Here is a 15065-nt window from a genome sequence, read left to right on the forward strand (position 1 = left end):
AAATGGTTTGTGTCAGGGGTCGCTCTCGGGCGGTTCCGGGTCGCTCCGCGGGACTTCTTCGGTCGCCGGCACGTACGAGCGGCCGGAGGCGGACCAGCTCCCCCAGAGCCACTCCCGGACCGTGAGCTGGCGTTTGGTCCCTTCGTCCCTCGCGGTTTCGAGCCGCCGCTCGGTCGTGTGGAAGTAGTTGACGACGGTGACGAGCACGACGCCGCCGACAGAGTTACCGAGGAGCACCGGCAGGACGAACTGCCAGAGGCCGACCGACAGCGCCAGTTCGCCGATGAACACGAGGTAGAACATCTCCGTCGCGGAGACGACGACGTGATAGAGATTCCCGAACGGAATCGCCAGGAAGGAGATGTAAATCAACACGAGCCTGGAGATGCTGTCCCGCAGTGAGTAGTCGACCCAGACGACGCCGGCGACGATGAGGCCGGCGAACACCGCCTTCGAGAACAGCGTCACCTGTGAGGTTTCGATGGCTTTCTGCGCGAAGCCCGCGGCGGCCGACGCGGCCTCGGGGGAGAGTACGTCGGTCGTCGCCAGCGCGAGCGCGCCGAGCATCCCGCCGAAGACGTTCGACACCAGGACGACGACCCAGATGCGGAGCAGCGACGGGAGGCTCGCCAGCCGTTCGAGGACGAGCGCGACCGGCGGGAGCGTGTTCTCGGTGTAGAGCTGGTAGTCCCCGAGGATGATGAAGACGAACCCCAGCGGGTACAGGAGCGCGCTCAGTATCGGGTCGCCGCCGGTTTTCGCGTACAGCGACGCGTACAGCATGAACGTCACCGTGATAGCGAACCCGCCCGCGATGCCGGCGAAGAACAGTTCGCGGGTCCCGACGGTCACTTCCTCGTCGGCCGCGACGATGATGCGCTGGAAAATCTCGTCGGCGGAGAACCGGTCGCGGATGACGCTGCCACCCGCCGGCGCGCCGCTCCGGGACACGTCTACGGCGTCCCGAACGGCTTCCTCCCTGTCGTTGTCGTTTGCCATCGACAGCGGGTTCAGAACCCTCCGGAAAACCTCTTTCGTTGCCGCGGTCGGCCGCCCCGCTCAGTCGTGGGGGAAACACCGATAGGCGCGCTTCGCTCGTCTATCGAGCGTCAGACACTCCAGTCAGTCGTGGGGGAAACACCGATAGGCGCGCTTCGCTCGTCTATCGAGCGTCAGACACTCCAGTCAGTCGTGGCGGAAACTGCGCTGGCCGGTGAACACCATCGCCATGTCGTGTTCGTTCGCGGCCTCGATGACGCTGTCGTCGTTCTTCGAGCCGCCGGGCTGGATGACGGCCTCGATACCGGCGTCGGCGGCCTCCTCGATGCCGTCGGGGAACGGGAAGAAGGCGTCCGAGGCCATCACCGCGCCTTGGGCGTCCTTGCCCTCGGCGTGCTCCTCGGCCTTCATCGCGGCGAGGCGGACGGCGTCGACCCGGGAGACCTGCCCCATGCCGATGCCGACCGTCTCCGTCCCGTCGGCGAAGAGGATGCCGTTGGACTTGACGTGCTTGAGCGTGTGCCAGGCGAACAGCATCGACTCGACCTGCTCGTCAGTCGGTTCGCGCTCGGTGACGACCTCCAGGTCGTCGGCCGTGAGGTGCTGGGTGTCCCGTTCCTGGACCAATCGGCCCCCGACGAGGGGCTTCTCGGTCAGCGCGTCCGTGACCTCGAAGTTGTCGTTCACGTCCAGCACGCGGAGGTTCTCCTTCTCGAAGAGCACGTCCAGCGCCGCGTCGGTGTAGCCGGGGGCGACGACGACCTCCTTGAACGAGTCGATTATCTGCTCGGCGGTGGCGGCGTCGCACTCGCGGTTCAGCGCGACGATGCCGCCGAAGGCGCTCATCGGGTCCGTCGAGAGGGCCTTCCCGTATGCATCGGCGACAGAGTCGGCGGTGGCACAGCCAGCGGGGTTGGTGTGTTTGATGACCGCGGCGGCGGGCTCCTCGAACTCCTTGATGAGGTTCAGCGCGCCGTCGGCGTCGTTGTAGTTGTTGTACGACAGGGCCTTCGCGCCCTCGTTGAGCTGGTCGGCGTGGACGACGCTGGCCTCGGTGACGGTGGCGTCGGCGTACAGCGCGGCGTCCTGGTGGGGGTTCTCCCCGTATCGCAGGCTCGCGGCGATGTCGTCGGAGACGATGCGCCGAGCGGGGAAGTCGCCGCCTTCGTCGCCCTCGACGTGGACCGCGCCCTCGCCCCAGTCGACCTCGACGCGGTCCTCGGCGAACCACTCCACGACGCGGGGGTAGGCGGTGAACTCGCCCTCGTAGAGGACGCGCTCTTTCAGGCCGTCCTCGTCGTCGCCCTCGAAGACGGGGATGGGCTCCTGCGTGACGATGGGACCGCCGTCGACGCTCTCGTCGACGACGTGGACCGTACAGCCGGTCACCTTCACGCCGGCGTCGAGCACCTGCTCGTGGGCGTCCATGCCGGTGAAGTTCGGCAGCAGCGACGGATGGACGTTCAGCGTGGTCGGGGCCGAATCGAGGAACGTCTCGCTGAGGACGCGCATGTAGCCGTCCAGCGTGACGAGGTCGAAGTCGTACTCCGAGAGCGCGTCGAGGACGCGCTCCTCGTGGGCCTCGCGGGCCTCGTCGTCGTCGCGCTCGACGACCTCCGTCGGGATGCCGCGCTCGGCCGCCGCTTCGAGGACCGGCGCGTCGGCGTCGTTCGTCAGGACGACGGCGAACGACGCGCCGCCCGGGGTGCGGTCGGCGATGTTCATGAGGTTTCGGCCGCGGTTACTGGCCATACCGGCGAGTTTCATGTGCGACCGACGGACCGGCCCGTGCAAAGTTGTTGCGAAACCCCCGGCCGGCCTGTGGCGTGGGACCGGGACACACGTGGCCGCGGTGCGGTGCGCATTTGTAGCCCGCCGCCGACTCGCCCGTATGGCGAAGCTACGGTGTCAGCGCGCGGGCGCGGTCGCCGCCGTCGGCGGTGTCGTCTGGATTGGCTGGGCCCTGGCGCTGTCGGCGACCGCCCGGACCGCGACGAGCCAGCCCGTGCTGGTCGGAACCGTCGTCTCCGCGCTCGGCGTCGTGGCCGGCCACTACGCCGTCGAGGACTTCTACGGCGCACGGATGAAACGGCCCGGCACTGTCGGCGCGTGGGCGGGCGGCCTCGGGGGCCTCGTGTTCGCGGCCGGACAGCTCGTCCGCCTCCTCTCCGGCGGCGGCGAGGCAATCGTCGGCATCGGCGTGCTCGTCCTGGTCAGCGGGTCGCTACTGGTCGCGGCCGGCCTCGTCAGGACCCGCATCCAGCCGCCGTGGCTGGGCGTCCTGCTCGGGTTCGGGACTATCGCGTTCCTCGGGTTCGAGGTACAGCCCGCGACGGCGACCGTCTACGGGCTCGCCTGGGCCGCGCTCGGGCAGGACCTCTACCGCTTCGACCCGCCGGACGGCCGCTTCGGCGACGCCGAGGCCGACTACGGCTGGCTCGGCTGACTGCGCATAATCTTGCAAATGCGGGCGAAACCCTCACGTAGCCGCCGCGTGACGCACCAGCCGTGACTGACGACGAGACGGACCCGGTCGCGGCGTCGATGAGCGGGACGACCGACTTATACGACATCGCCGAGTGGGACGCCAGGTCGCGCCTCGACGGGGTGGCCGTCGGGCTCTACGGCGCGTTGCACGCGTCGCGGCGCTGGCTGCTCATCGCCGTCGCCGTGCTCCTGTTCGTGGTACAGCTCGCGGCGACTATCCTGTTGGCGCTCAGACGACCGGAACTGGGCGTGCTGGCGGCGCTGTCGGCGGTCCCGGCGCTCGGCATCGTCGGCTTCCTCTGGTACGGCGACCCGACGATGCGCGAGCCGCTGGAGCCGCTTGCGATTACGTTCGTCCTCTCGATACTGTTCGCCAGCATCGCCGCGCTGGTCAACACCCTGTTGCAACCGCTGTTCCAGTTCGTCCCCGTCGTCGGGATGGCGCTGTTCTTCTTCGTCGTCGTCGGCCCCATCGAGGAGACGGTGAAGTGGCTCGCGGTCCGCGTCGGGAGCTTCGGTACCATCGACGCGGTGGTCGACGGCGTCGTCTACGGGGCCGTCGCGGGCCTGGGCTTTGCGACCATCGAGAACGCGCTGTACATCTCGCAGGGCTACTCCCAGGCCATCGCGGCCCAGAGCGGCCAGCCCATCGTCTCGGCCATCCAGACGGCGACGAGCCGGGCGTTCGTCGGCCCGGGCCACGTCCTCTACTCGTCGTTCGCCGGCTACTACCTCGGCCTGGCGAAGTTCAACCCCGAGGACGCCGGCCCCATCGTCGTCAAGGGGCTGCTCGTCGCGGCGCTCATCCACGCGACGTACAACACCGTCGTGACGTACGCGCCGCTGGGCACGCTGGCGTTCCTCGGCTTCGTGCTCGTCTTCGACGGCGTCGTCGGCTACCTGCTGTACCGGAAGGTTGCCCGCTATCGCTCGCACTACCAGGCAGCGACGGGCACGGGACAGTAGCCGCGACCGGGAACGACACGCTTTTTCGCGCCTCCCGCGGACAGTCCGACATGACCGACAGAGGGCCACTGGCCGCCGTCTCGCCGCTTGACGGCCGATACGCCCGCTACACCGAACCGCTCGTCCCGTACGCCAGCGAGCGGGCGCTGATGCGCGCCCGCGTGAATGTCGAAGTCGAGTATCTGCTCGCGCTCGCCGATCTCGACGCCACGCCGCTTTCCATCGACGACGACCAGCGGGCCGTGCTCTGGGCGCTGTACGAGGACTTCGACGACGAGGACGCCGCCGTCGTCAAGCAACTGGAGACGGAGGGCTACGGCGAGTACGCCGCGACCAACCACGACGTGAAAGCCATCGAGTACTTCATCCGGCTGGGCATGCCCGCGGACTTGGACGCCGACAACTGGATTCACTTCGGGCTGACCAGCGAGGACGTGAACAACCTCGCCCAGCGACTGCTCGTCAAGCCCGCCGCCGAAGACGTCCTCGTCCCCGAACTCCGCGAGATTCGCGACGCGCTGGTCGAGATGGCCCACACCTACGCCGATGTGCCGATGCTCGCCCGCACGCACGGCCAGCCCGCGACGCCGACGACGTTCGGCAAGGAGATGGCCGTCTACGCCTCCCGTCTGGGCCGGGCCATCGGGCGCGTCGAGCGCGCCGCGGACGACCTCTCCGGGAAACTGGCCGGCGCGTCCGGCACTTACGCGGCCCACGTCGCCGCCTACCCCGACGTCGATTGGCCGGCGTTCGCCGAGTCTTTCGTCGCCGACCTCGGCCTGGAACACGAGCCACTGACCACGCAGGTCAACCCCTGTGACGACCTCGCGGTCCTGTTCGACGCGCTCCGTGGCGCGAACAACGTCCTGCTCGACCTCGACCTGGACGTGTGGCTGTACGTCTCTGACCGCTACCTCGGCCAGGAGGCCGTCGAGGGCGAGACGGGGTCGTCGACGATGCCCCACAAGGTCAACCCCATCGACTTCGAGAACAGCGAGGGGAACCTCTCGAAGGCCAACTCGGACCTCGTCTTCCTCGGGGACTACGTGACGAACTCCCGGCTCCAGCGGGACCTCTCGGACTCGACGGTCAAGCGCAACATCGGGGCCGCCTTCGCTCACTGTCTCATCGGCTACGGCAAGTGCCAGAACGGGCTGGCGAAGGTCGTCCCGAACGAGCAGGTGATGGCCGACGACCTCGCCGCCACGCCGGAAATCATCGGCGAGGCCGTCCAGACCATCCTCCGGCGCGAGGGGTACGCTGACGCCTACGAGCAGGTCAAGAAGGCGACGCGGGGCCGCGAGGTCACCATCGATGACTTCCACGACATGTTCGCGGACCTCGACGTGAACGACGACGTGCGGGCGGAACTGGAAGCGCTGACGCCCGGCGAGTACACGGGCATCGCCGAACAGCAGGCCGACGGCATCTGAGGGGCGGCGGTACGGGGCCGGCGGCGGGCGAACGCAACGCTCAGGGGAGTGGGGTCGTTCACCTACGATAGATGGTCCTCGGAACCGACTCACGAGTCCTGACGCTCGCGTTCGCCCGGATGGCGGACGCGCTCGGCAACTCGTTTCTCATCATCGTGCTTCCCCTGTACATCGCCAGCGGGCAGGTGTCGCTGGCCGGTATCGCCGGCCAACAGGTACTCGGCTTCACGCTCCAGACGGAGACGCTCATCGGCCTGGTGCTGTCCCTGTTTGGCCTCCTCAATAGCTTCGGCCAGCCGTTCACCGGCCGGCTCTCGGACCGGACCGGGCGGCGGCGGGTGTTCGTCCTCACCGGGCTGGTGCTGTTTGCCATCGGGAGCGCGGCCTACCCCTTCCTCTCCTCGTACTGGACGGTGCTGGCCGCACGGGCGTTCCAGGGGCTCGGTGCGGCGTTTACGATTCCGGCGACGGTCGCGCTGGTCAACGACTACGCCGCCAGCGACGCCGAGCGCGGCGGGAACTTCGGCGTGTTCAACACCTTCCGGCTCATCGGCTTCGGCTTCGGGCCGATAATCGCCGGCGTCGTCATCACCGGCGGGCTCGACGCGAGCGACGTGGTGACCTACCGGCTCGCTGGCGCTGCGATATCCGGCTTCACCGCCGCCTTCGCCGTCGCCGTGCTGGGCGCTGCCGTGAGCTTCCTGCTCGTCTGGTTTCTCATCCAGGACCCGCCGTCAGAGGCCGATGCGGGCAAAGACCTCTCGATAGCCGTCTTCGACCGCGAGGGAGAGGGGCTGGACTCGGTGTTCGTCCTCGGCGTCGGCACGTTCATGATGGCGACGACCATCGCGCTGTTCGCCACGCTCGAAGGCCCGATTCGGATGCGCCTGGACGAGTCGACGCTGTTTTTCAGCGTCCAGTTCGCCGCCGTCGTCATCGCGAACGTCGTCTTTCAGGTCCCCATCGGCCGGGCGAGCGACCGGTACGGCCGCCGGCCGTTCATCGTCGCCGGGTTCGTCGTCCTCGCCCCGTCGGTGTTCGTCCAGGGCCTCGTGACGGACCCGTGGCTCATGCTGCTGGCCCGGTTCGTCCAGGGTATCGCCGTCGCGCTCGTGTTCGCCCCGTCGCTCGCGCTCGCCGGCGACCTGGCCGGCGCGCGCGGGTCCGGGACGACGCTGTCGGTGCTGACGATGGCCTTCGGCCTCGGCGTCGCCGCCGGGCCGCTGGCCTCCGGCCTGCTGTACAACGCGGGGTCGTTCAGTACGCCCTTTACCGTCGGTGCCGGGCTCGCGGCCCTCGCGCTCGTGTTGACCTACACCCAGGTCGAGGAGACCCTGGAGTTCGGGGGCGACCCGGACCAGCCGGTCCCGCAGGACTAACTCGCGCCGCCGCGGGCCGATACCGGCAATCGGAACCGTTAGGACGCCTGACACCATATCACGAGCTATGTTCACAGACCGCTCGGATGCGGCGCGACAGCTCGCGGCCGCGCTGCGCCGGCGGGATGTCGTCGGCGACGTCGTCGTCGCGCTCGCACCGACCGGGGTCCCCATCGCGAGCGTGGTCGCCGACGCGGCCGGCCTCCCGGCGGATGTCGTTGTAATACAGCGTATACGGGCCCCGAACCACCCCGACCTGACCATCGGGGCCGTCGCGCCGGGCGGGTTCTCGTGGATTAACAGCCCGATGATGCGGTTTCTGGACGTGACCTGGGAGTACGTTCTGGAGGCCAAGACACAGGCGAGCGACGCCGTCGAGACGAGAGCGGTCAGCTACGACGAGACGTGGGGTCCGCTCGACGTCTCCGGGAAGCGGGTGATACTGGTCGACGACGGGATTCAGACGGGGGCGGCGATGCGCGTCGCCACCCAGCGCCTGCGGACGGCCGGTGCCGACGGGGTCGTCGCCGCCGCTCCCGTCGCGCCGCCGGACGTCATCGACGAGGTCCGGCAGTGGGCCGACGCCGTCGTCGTCCCGCTGAAGCCGGCGGCGTTCCAGGCCACCGCCGACTACTACGAGCAGTTCGACAGCGTGACGGACGAGGAGGCGACGACGGGGCTGGGGGACATCGGCCGCCAGCGGTCGGCGTAGGCGGGGCCGCGACTCAGACCAGGCGCTCGACCGTCTCGCGGACCGCCCGGGCGGCCGTCCGCACCTCGGAGAGGCGGACGTACTCGCGCTTCGAGTGGGCGACCGCGCCCACCCCGTCGCTCAGGTCGCCGGGGCCAAACACCACGGTCGGGGCGTGTTCGGCGAAGTACGAGGCCTCCGTCGCGGCCCCGAACGGCCGGACTGCGCCGCCGCTGGCTTCCTGTAGCGTCCGGACCAGCTCCGCGTCGGCGTCGGTGGCGAACGCCTCGGGGAAGGGCGTGTCCGGGCGGATGAGCTCGACCTCCAGCCCCATCGCGTCCGGGAGCCACTGTTCGAGGTGGGCCTGGAGGCCGGCACAGAACGACTCGCTCGTCTCCGGCGGGACGCTGCGCCGGTCGAAGGTGATGGTACATTCGGCCGGGACCTGATTGGTCGCCTCGCCGCCCTCTATCATCGACGCCGTGAGGATGGGGCGGCCGAGTGTCTCGTGTTCGCCGGGGCCGCTGGTTCGCGGTTCCCCGTCGTCACCGCTCGCGGGTCCAGAGGCGCTCCGCGCCTCGCTGTCGTCGTAGGACTCCATCGCCTGCAAAATAGGCGCGGCGGCCCGAATCGCGTTGTGGCCGCTGCCGGGGTCGGCGGCGTGGGCGCTCTCGCCGCGGATGGTGACGGTGCCCTCGAACTGTCCCTTCGCGGCGGTACACACGTCCAGGCCGGTCGGCTCCCCGACGATGTAGCCGTCCGCGTCGATGGTTTCGGCGAGGTGCGCACCGCCGGTCTGGGTGGTCTCTTCGTCGGTCGAAACCGCCAGCGTGACCCGGCCGTCCTCGGGCGTGACGGTGAGGAAGGCGTCCAGCAGGGCCGCGAGCGGTCCCTTCGCGTCACAGGCTCCGCGGCCACAGGCGACGTCTCCATCCCCGTCGTCCCCGGTGCCGTCGACGGCCTCGTCCGGCCCCGGCGGCTCGGTCCGGCGCTCGTAGGGCAGATGCGGCGGGACGGTGTCGATGTGCGTGTTGAGGAGGACGTGCGGGCCGTCGCCCTCGCCCCGAGTCGCGATCACGTTCCCGAGGTCGTCGATTTCCGGGTACTCGCCGGCGTCCTCCAGCGTGTCGACCAGTAGCGCGCGCATCTCGTCGACGTTCTCGTGCGAGGGCGTCTCGACCGCCGTTCGGTGGAAGGTGGGGATGTCGAACGCCATCACTGCTCCATGCGGGTCACGTCCGCCAGCGTCTCGCGCTCGCGGACGACCCGCGTCTCGCCGCCCTCGAAGGCGACCTCCGCGGGGCGGGGCTGGGAGTGGAACTGGTTGGCGAGTTCGTAGCCGTACGCGCCGGCGTTGCCGATTGCCAGCAGGTCCTCGCGCTCGGGGCGGGCGATGGGGCGGTCGGTACAGAACACGTCGGCGCTGGTACAGCAGGGACCGCCGACGGAGACGGGCGCGCTGTCGCGGCCCGGCGCGGTGACGTTGCGAATGGGGTGATACGAGCCGAACATGGCGGGGCGGATGAGCGTCGCCAGCGAGGCGTCGACGCCGACGACCGTCGCCGCGGGGGTGTCCTTTATCGTGTTGACCTCGGTCAGAATCAGTTCGGCGTCGGCGACGACGTACCGGCCGGGTTCGAGTTTGACCTGTGCGTCGAGGTCGCCGACGGCCTCGCGGACCTTCTCGCCGACGATGTCCATGTCGAGGGGGTCGACGGTCTCGCGGTAGGGGACGCCGAAGCCGCCGCCGAAGTCGACGAATTCGAGGTCCGCGCCGTCGGCGATGACCTCCCGGCCCATGTCGGCGACCTTCTCGATGGCCCGGCAGTGGTCGTCCAGGTCGTCGTGGAGGACGCCGCTGCCCGCGTGGGCGTGCAGGCCGACGAGGTCGAAGCGCTCGCGCACGTCCGCGGCAACCTCCGGCACCGCGTCGTAGGGAATGCCGAACTTCGCGTCCTTGCCCGTGGCGACCTTCTCGTGATGGCCCGTGCCGATGCCGGGGTTGATGCGGATGGCGACCCGGCCGTCGTAGCCCCGTTCTTCGAGGCGGTCGAAGGTGTCCCGCGCGCCCGCCGTAATCGTCAGGCCGGGGTTGTCAGCGGCCAGCTCCACGGCGTAGTCGAGGTCGTGGTCGGGCGGATTGACGGCCGTGTACTGGAGCGTGTTCGGGTCCGCGCCGGCGTCGATGGCGCGCTGGAGTTCCCCCCATGCGGCACACTCGATGTCAGCCCCGGCCTCGAGCAGTTTCGACAGGACGGCCTGTCCGGTGTGGGCCTTCGCGGCGTACATGACGTGGGCGTCGGGGAAGGCCGCGGCGAAGCGCTCGTAGTTCTCGGCGACGCGGTCGAGGTCGACGACGTACAGCGGCGTGCCGTGCTCGGCGGCGACCGACTGGAGGCGCTCGTGGTCCCAGTCCGCCAGGCGGCGGACCGGCGGCGAGTCGTGACTCATTGGGAAAACAACGGCGACGGCGGCTAACAAGGGTTCCGCTTCCAGCCCTGGTGCTCGCTCCCGCCGGCCGCAGCGAGAGCCGACGACCGTGAAACCCGGTGTCAGAACCCGGGTAGGTCCGCGCCGGCGGGGCGGCTGCACGAAACCGAATCGCCACTATCCGAGTGACTGCCCGTCCAGGTCCGAACTCGTAAACCAGTTCGAAAAGTCGGTTAACGACCATATTCAACGCCTCCACCTGGCCGTCGGCACGCTCGGCCGCGGCTCACCTCTCCATTTTCGTGCCCTGTCACCGCTTGCATCTCCTATCAGCATAGACTTATTAGTCATCCTACACGAATGTCTCGTATGCCTTCCAGGCTCTCCAGCGGCGGCCGCCGGGTCGCCGCGTTCGCGCTCGCATCGCTCGTCCTGCTGTCGGCCGCGACTGGCGTCGCCGCCGCGCAGTCGTATCAGGGGGCTTCAGACACCATCGTCGTCGGCGTCGACGAGACGTACGACAGCGTCGAGGGGTTCGCCGGGACTATCGTCGTCCGCGGGACGGTGACCGGAGACGTCTCCGCGGCGGCGGGAACCATCCACGTCACGGAGACCGGCGAGGTCGGCGGGAACGTCGAGGCCGCGGCCGGAACCGTCCGCATCGACGGCACCGTCGGCGGCGACGTGAGCGCCGCCGGCGGCACGGTCGAAATCGGCGAGTCAGCCCGGATAGCCGGGAACCTCGACGCGGGCGCGGGCTTTCTCGCGATTCACGGGTCCATCGACGGGACCGTCCGCGCCGGTGCAGAGGAAATCGTTCTCGGCCCGACGGCGTCGGTCGGCGGGGACGTCCGCTACGACGCCGAGACGTTCACCCGTGACCCCGATGCCACCGTCGCCGGAAGCGTCGTCCGGGACGAGACCATCGGTGACAGCGCCGGTCCGGACTTCGGCGAGTTCGCGCTCCCGTCGTGGCTCGGCGCGGTCTACGGCCTGTTCGTGAACCTCCTGCTCGGCGCGGTTCTGCTGGCAGCCTTCCCGTCGTTCTCGGCGCGCGTCGCCGAGCGTGTCGGCGAGAGCCCGGCGAAGTCCGGCGGCGTCGGGGCGCTGACGCTCGTCGCCGTACCCGTCGTGCTCGTCGTGCTCCTGCTGACTATCGTCGGCATCCCGCTCTCGCTGGTCGGCGCGGCCGCGTTCGGCGTCGCCGCGTGGGTCGCCGTCGTCTACGGCCAGTTCGCCGTCGGGTCGTGGGCGCTCTCGCTCGCCGACCGCGACAACCGCTGGCTCGCGCTCGTCGTCGGCCTCGTCGGGTTCGCGGTCCTCGGCGCGGTTCCGATTCTGGGCGGCCTGCTCGAACTGATAGCGTTCCTGCTCGGCCTCGGCGCGCTGGCGCTCACGCTCCGGGAGTCCTACCGGAGTCGCAGGCGGGCACCGGGCGGCCGCCAGACGACGCTCGGCGAGACCGGCGACACGCCGACGGCGTGAGGGCGACGCCGCGATACGGGTCTCACTCAAGAGAGCCGCCCCGTTCGGTCGTGCCGCTCGCTGTCCACGGTTCGCTCCGCTCACCGTTCGTCTAACGAGAGCCGCTCCCTGCAGTCGCGCCGCTCGCTATTCACGGCTTCGCCGTTCGTGCCGTCGGGGTTGCTCCCGCTGGTCGCAACCTCGCTACTCGCGGGTCACTTCGTTCCCCGCTCGCCTATCGAGGTTCTTCGCTTCGCTCAGAACCTCGCTACTCCCGAAGCGCGTCCTCTCGCTCCGTCGCTTCCAGCGTCTCCTCCTCCACGTCGGTCGCCACCACAGCGGGCTTGTACGCCCCGCCGGGGATGAGGTCGTTCTCGCCGACGGAGGAGTCGACGAAGCGCTGGAAGGCGCGCCGCTCCGGCGGCAGTTCGCCGTACAGCACCTCGTCCTCGACGAGGTCGTAGACTGGAATCCGCGGCGTCAGGAGCGTGTTCTCGCCGACGATAGAGTCCTCGCCGACGACGAAGCCGCTGGTGACCCGACAGCCAGCGCCCAGCGACACACCGTCCTCGACGATGACCGGCGCGTTCTCGACCGGTTCGAGGACGCCGCCGATGAGCGTGTTCGCGCCGAGCTTGACGTTCTCGCCGATTTGGGCACAGGAGCCGACGGTGTCACAGGAGTCGACGAGCGTGCCGTCGCCGACGTAGGCCCCGATGTTGACGAAGGAGGGCGACATCATGATGCAGTCCTCGCCGAGGTACGCGCCCCGGCGGATGGCGGTCCCGTCCGGCGTGTTGCGGGTCCCGCGCTCGCCGAGGTCCGCGGTCTCGCGCAGCGGCAGTACGTCGTGGTAGTCGACGCCGCCGTACTCGCGGGCGACGGTCTCGCGCAGGCCGAAGTTCAGCAGAATGCCCTGTTTAACCCAGGCGTTTGCTTCCCACTCGCCGCCGGACTTCTCCGCGGCGCGGACCTCGCCGGCTTCCAGCGCCGCGAGGAACTCGTCGAGAACGGCGAGGTGGTCGTCGGTCGCGTCGGTCGCAGACAGGCCGTCCTGTTTCCGTTGCCAGAGGTCGTCGATGTCGGCTTCGAGGCTCATACCACCCGGTTGCAACGCCGGGGGCTTACTTACCGGGGTTTCGGAACGGCTGTGCTACCGTGACTCACTCCCGTCTCAGTCCGCCCCGCGGCCCGGGATGTACCCGCACTCCTGGCACATACTGATTCGGGGGGCCGTCGCTTCGAATTCACTGGAACATCGTGGGCAGTCGGTCGCTGGCAGTTGTACGTGGTGGTTCGTAGCCATACGCGACAATCGGCAGTTCCGACATATAAGGCTGCCCGTAATATTGAGAGAAGTGTTTGTGTGTGTATTATCACATATTAATTCCGCGGCCGCGCTCGCTCAGGCGTCCACGACCTCGCTGAAGTCGTACCAGCCGGCGTCGCGGCCGACGAGCCACGTCGCGGCATCGAGCGCGCCGGCGGCGAACACCCCGCGGTCCTCGGCGCGGTGGGACAGCGAGAGGACCTCGTCGTTGCCGGCCAACACGAGTTCGTGCTCGCCGCGGATGTCGCCGGCGCGGCGGGCGAACACGCCGATTTCGTCCGCCTCACGCGGAGCGTGTCCCTCCCGGCCGTACACCGGTTCCACGTCGCGCTCCGCCTGAATCACGTCGAGGATACTGTTGGCGGTCCCCGACGGCGCGTCGACTTTGCGGTTGTGGTGGGTCTCCATCAGCTCCAGGTCGTACTCTTCGAGCGTGCCGACCGCCTCGCTCACGAGGCGCTGGAGGACCTGAATCCCCTGCGAGAAGTTGGTCGCCTTCAGCAGCGGAACCTCCTCGCTGGCGTCTCGCAGGCGGGCCAGCCCGTCCTCGTCGAAGCCGGTCGTGCCGACGACCATCGGGACGCCCGCCTCGACGCAGGCGTCGGCAACGGTCAGCGCGCCCTCGGGGACGGCGAAATCGACCACGACGTCCACGTCGTACTCACGGAGCGCCGCGGCGGCGTCGGTCGGGTCGACGACTGGGACCCCCTCCACTGCGTCCGTCCCGTTGGTGGCGAAGCCGACCACGACCTCGCTGTCGGTGGCGGCCTCGATGACGGCCCCGCCCATCTGGCCGGTGACGCCGTTGACCGCCACCCGCGTCATCGCTCGGCCTCCGCGTACTCGTCTTCGAGGTCCTCGGTTTCGAGGCTCGCCAGCACGTCACGCAGGTGGTCGAGGTGCTCGTCCGAGAGGCGGGTCAGCGGCGACCGCAGGTACGCCGGGCCGTACCCGCGGATTCGCATGGCCTCCTTGACCGGGATGGGGTTGGTCTCGACGAACAGCGCGCGGAACAGCGGGCCGAGTTCGTGGTGAATCTGGCGGGCGCGCTCGAAGTCGCCGGACAGCGCCGCGCCGACCATCGCGCAGGTACGCTCCGGTTCGATGTTGGCCGAGACGGAGATACAGCCGGTCCCGCCGACCGACAGCATCGGGAGCGTCATCCCGTCGTCGCCGGACAGCACCGCGAAGTCCTCCTCTCGCGTGCGCTCGATGATTTCGGAAATCTGGTTCATGTCGCCGCTCGCGGCCTTGTAGGCCCGGATGTTCGGGTGCGCGGCGAGTTCGACCGCCGTGTCGGGCTCGATGTTCTGGCCCGTCCGCGAGGGGACGTTGTACACTATCTGTGGCAGGTCGACGGCGTCGGCAAGGGTCGTGTAGTGGTCGACGAACCCCTGCTGCTCGGGCTTGTTGTAGTACGGCGAGATGAGCAGGAGGGCGTCGGCACCGGCCTCGGCGGAGCGGCGGGACAGTTCGAGCGCCTCCGCCGTGTTGTTCGAGCCAGAGCCGGCGATGACCGGCACGTCGTCGACGGCGTCGATGACCGCCTCGACGACCTCGACGTGTTCGTCGTGTGAGAGCGTCGCCGACTCGCCGGTCGAGCCGACGGGGACGAGCCCGTCGACGCCGGCGGATTCGAGCCGCTGGGCGTCGTCTCTGAGCGTTTCGAAGTCGATACTGCCGTCCTCGTGGAACGGCGTGCACATCGCCGGGAACACGCCGCGGAAGTCGATAGCTGTCATTGCTGTGTCGTGGTGTCGTTGTGGGTGGGTTGTCCGGTCGGAGACGGTACGATGGCCGGCCGATACCGCCGGCTGGTGTCAGTTGGTTCGACCCGGGACGGAGTCGCCACGTCCGCCACGAGCCACTAAAACGTCTGTTTGCGT

At 69.1% G+C, this 15065-nt stretch carries 13 protein-coding genes; 6 read left to right on the forward strand and 7 right to left on the reverse strand.

The annotated features are described in order from the left end of the window. Nucleotides 1–12: 12 nt before the first annotated feature. Nucleotides 13–999, reverse strand: coding sequence for a formate/nitrite transporter family protein (locus VI123_RS10750; protein ID WP_336338043.1), 987 nt, complete (start codon nucleotides 997–999; stop codon nucleotides 13–15). Between the two features lie 186 nt (nucleotides 1000–1185). Then, nucleotides 1186–2766 (reverse strand): bifunctional phosphoribosylaminoimidazolecarboxamide formyltransferase/IMP cyclohydrolase, encoded by a 1581-nt coding sequence (gene purH, locus VI123_RS10755; protein WP_336338044.1) that lies wholly within the window; start codon nucleotides 2764–2766, stop codon nucleotides 1186–1188. Nucleotides 2767–2890: 124 nt separating this feature from the next. Here purH and VI123_RS10760 point away from each other — a divergent pair, with 124 nt between their 5' ends. The 5 genes from VI123_RS10760 (at nucleotide 2891) to VI123_RS10780 (ending at nucleotide 7976) form a co-directional block, all read left to right on the forward strand. Beyond that, on the forward strand, nucleotides 2891–3445 hold the full coding sequence (locus VI123_RS10760) for a hypothetical protein (protein ID WP_336338045.1): 555 nt from the start codon (nucleotides 2891–2893) through the stop codon (nucleotides 3443–3445). Nucleotides 3446–3507: 62 nt separating this feature from the next. Beyond that, nucleotides 3508–4452 carry a PrsW family intramembrane metalloprotease gene (locus tag VI123_RS10765; RefSeq protein WP_336338046.1) on the forward strand — a complete coding sequence of 315 codons (945 nt, stop codon included), beginning with the start codon at nucleotides 3508–3510 and terminating at the stop codon, nucleotides 4450–4452. A gap of 50 nt (nucleotides 4453–4502) precedes the next feature. Further along, nucleotides 4503–5885, forward strand: a complete 1383-nt coding sequence (purB, locus tag VI123_RS10770) for an adenylosuccinate lyase (protein ID WP_336338047.1) — start codon at nucleotides 4503–4505, stop codon at nucleotides 5883–5885. A gap of 71 nt (nucleotides 5886–5956) precedes the next feature. Further along, entirely contained in the window at nucleotides 5957–7264 is a 1308-nt protein-coding gene (locus VI123_RS10775; RefSeq protein WP_336338048.1) for an MFS transporter, read from the forward strand. 67 nt (nucleotides 7265–7331) lie between these two features. Beyond that, nucleotides 7332–7976, forward strand: a complete 645-nt coding sequence (locus tag VI123_RS10780) for a phosphoribosyltransferase family protein (protein WP_336338049.1) — start codon at nucleotides 7332–7334, stop codon at nucleotides 7974–7976. A gap of 13 nt (nucleotides 7977–7989) precedes the next feature. Here the strand turns inward: VI123_RS10780 and VI123_RS10785 are convergent, their stop codons facing one another. Beyond that, nucleotides 7990–9171, reverse strand: coding sequence for a M20 family metallopeptidase (locus VI123_RS10785; RefSeq protein ID WP_336338050.1), 1182 nt, complete (start codon nucleotides 9169–9171; stop codon nucleotides 7990–7992). Further along, on the reverse strand, nucleotides 9171–10406 hold the full coding sequence (gene lysA, locus VI123_RS10790) for a diaminopimelate decarboxylase (protein WP_336338051.1): 1236 nt from the start codon (nucleotides 10404–10406) through the stop codon (nucleotides 9171–9173). The genes VI123_RS10785 and lysA overlap by 1 nt, the downstream gene beginning before the upstream one ends. 348 nt (nucleotides 10407–10754) lie before the next feature. On the opposite strand from lysA, the gene VI123_RS10795 reads away from it, so the two are divergent. Continuing rightward, nucleotides 10755–11870 (forward strand): bactofilin family protein, encoded by a 1116-nt coding sequence (locus tag VI123_RS10795; protein ID WP_336338052.1) that lies wholly within the window; start codon nucleotides 10755–10757, stop codon nucleotides 11868–11870. 247 nt (nucleotides 11871–12117) lie between these two features. Here VI123_RS10795 and VI123_RS10800 read toward each other — a convergent pair whose 3' ends face one another. The 3 genes from VI123_RS10800 to dapA form a co-directional block, all read right to left on the reverse strand. Further along, nucleotides 12118–12948: a 2,3,4,5-tetrahydropyridine-2,6-dicarboxylate N-succinyltransferase gene (locus tag VI123_RS10800; RefSeq protein ID WP_336338053.1), complete on the reverse strand. Its 831-nt coding sequence runs from the start codon at nucleotides 12946–12948 to the stop codon at nucleotides 12118–12120. A gap of 306 nt (nucleotides 12949–13254) precedes the next feature. Beyond that, nucleotides 13255–14004: a 4-hydroxy-tetrahydrodipicolinate reductase gene (dapB, locus tag VI123_RS10805; RefSeq protein ID WP_336338054.1), complete on the reverse strand. Its 750-nt coding sequence runs from the start codon at nucleotides 14002–14004 to the stop codon at nucleotides 13255–13257. After that, the gene (dapA, locus tag VI123_RS10810; RefSeq protein WP_336338055.1) at nucleotides 14001–14921 is read right to left on the reverse strand and encodes a 4-hydroxy-tetrahydrodipicolinate synthase; all 921 of its coding nucleotides are present in this window, start codon (nucleotides 14919–14921) and stop codon (nucleotides 14001–14003) included. The genes dapB and dapA overlap by 4 nt, the downstream gene beginning before the upstream one ends. Nucleotides 14922–15065 lie beyond the last annotated feature (144 nt).

The sequence above is a fragment of the Haloarcula sp. DT43 genome (genome assembly GCF_037078405.1).
GTDB lineage: Archaea > Halobacteriota > Halobacteria > Halobacteriales > Haloarculaceae > Haloarcula > Haloarcula brevis.

Excerpts from the sequence above, each read along its gene's own strand:
- VI123_RS10780 (WP_336338049.1), top strand. The coding sequence starts at position 7,332 with ATGTTCACAGACCGCTCGGATGCGGCGCGACAGCTCGCGGCCGCGCTG.
- purH (WP_336338044.1), bottom strand. The coding sequence starts at position 2,766 with ATGAAACTCGCCGGTATGGCCAGTAACCGCGGCCGAAACCTCATGAAC.
- VI123_RS10785 (WP_336338050.1), bottom strand. The coding sequence starts at position 9,171 with ATGGCGTTCGACATCCCCACCTTCCACCGAACGGCGGTCGAGACGCCC.
- VI123_RS10760 (WP_336338045.1), top strand. The coding sequence starts at position 2,891 with ATGGCGAAGCTACGGTGTCAGCGCGCGGGCGCGGTCGCCGCCGTCGGC.
- VI123_RS10775 (WP_336338048.1), top strand. The coding sequence starts at position 5,957 with ATGGTCCTCGGAACCGACTCACGAGTCCTGACGCTCGCGTTCGCCCGG.
- VI123_RS10795 (WP_336338052.1), top strand. The coding sequence starts at position 10,755 with ATGCCTTCCAGGCTCTCCAGCGGCGGCCGCCGGGTCGCCGCGTTCGCG.
- dapB (WP_336338054.1), bottom strand. The coding sequence starts at position 14,004 with ATGACGCGGGTGGCGGTCAACGGCGTCACCGGCCAGATGGGCGGGGCC.
- dapA (WP_336338055.1), bottom strand. The coding sequence starts at position 14,921 with ATGACAGCTATCGACTTCCGCGGCGTGTTCCCGGCGATGTGCACGCCG.
- purB (WP_336338047.1), top strand. The coding sequence starts at position 4,503 with ATGACCGACAGAGGGCCACTGGCCGCCGTCTCGCCGCTTGACGGCCGA.
- VI123_RS10800 (WP_336338053.1), bottom strand. The coding sequence starts at position 12,948 with ATGAGCCTCGAAGCCGACATCGACGACCTCTGGCAACGGAAACAGGAC.
- VI123_RS10750 (WP_336338043.1), bottom strand. The coding sequence starts at position 999 with ATGGCAAACGACAACGACAGGGAGGAAGCCGTTCGGGACGCCGTAGAC.
- lysA (WP_336338051.1), bottom strand. The coding sequence starts at position 10,406 with ATGAGTCACGACTCGCCGCCGGTCCGCCGCCTGGCGGACTGGGACCAC.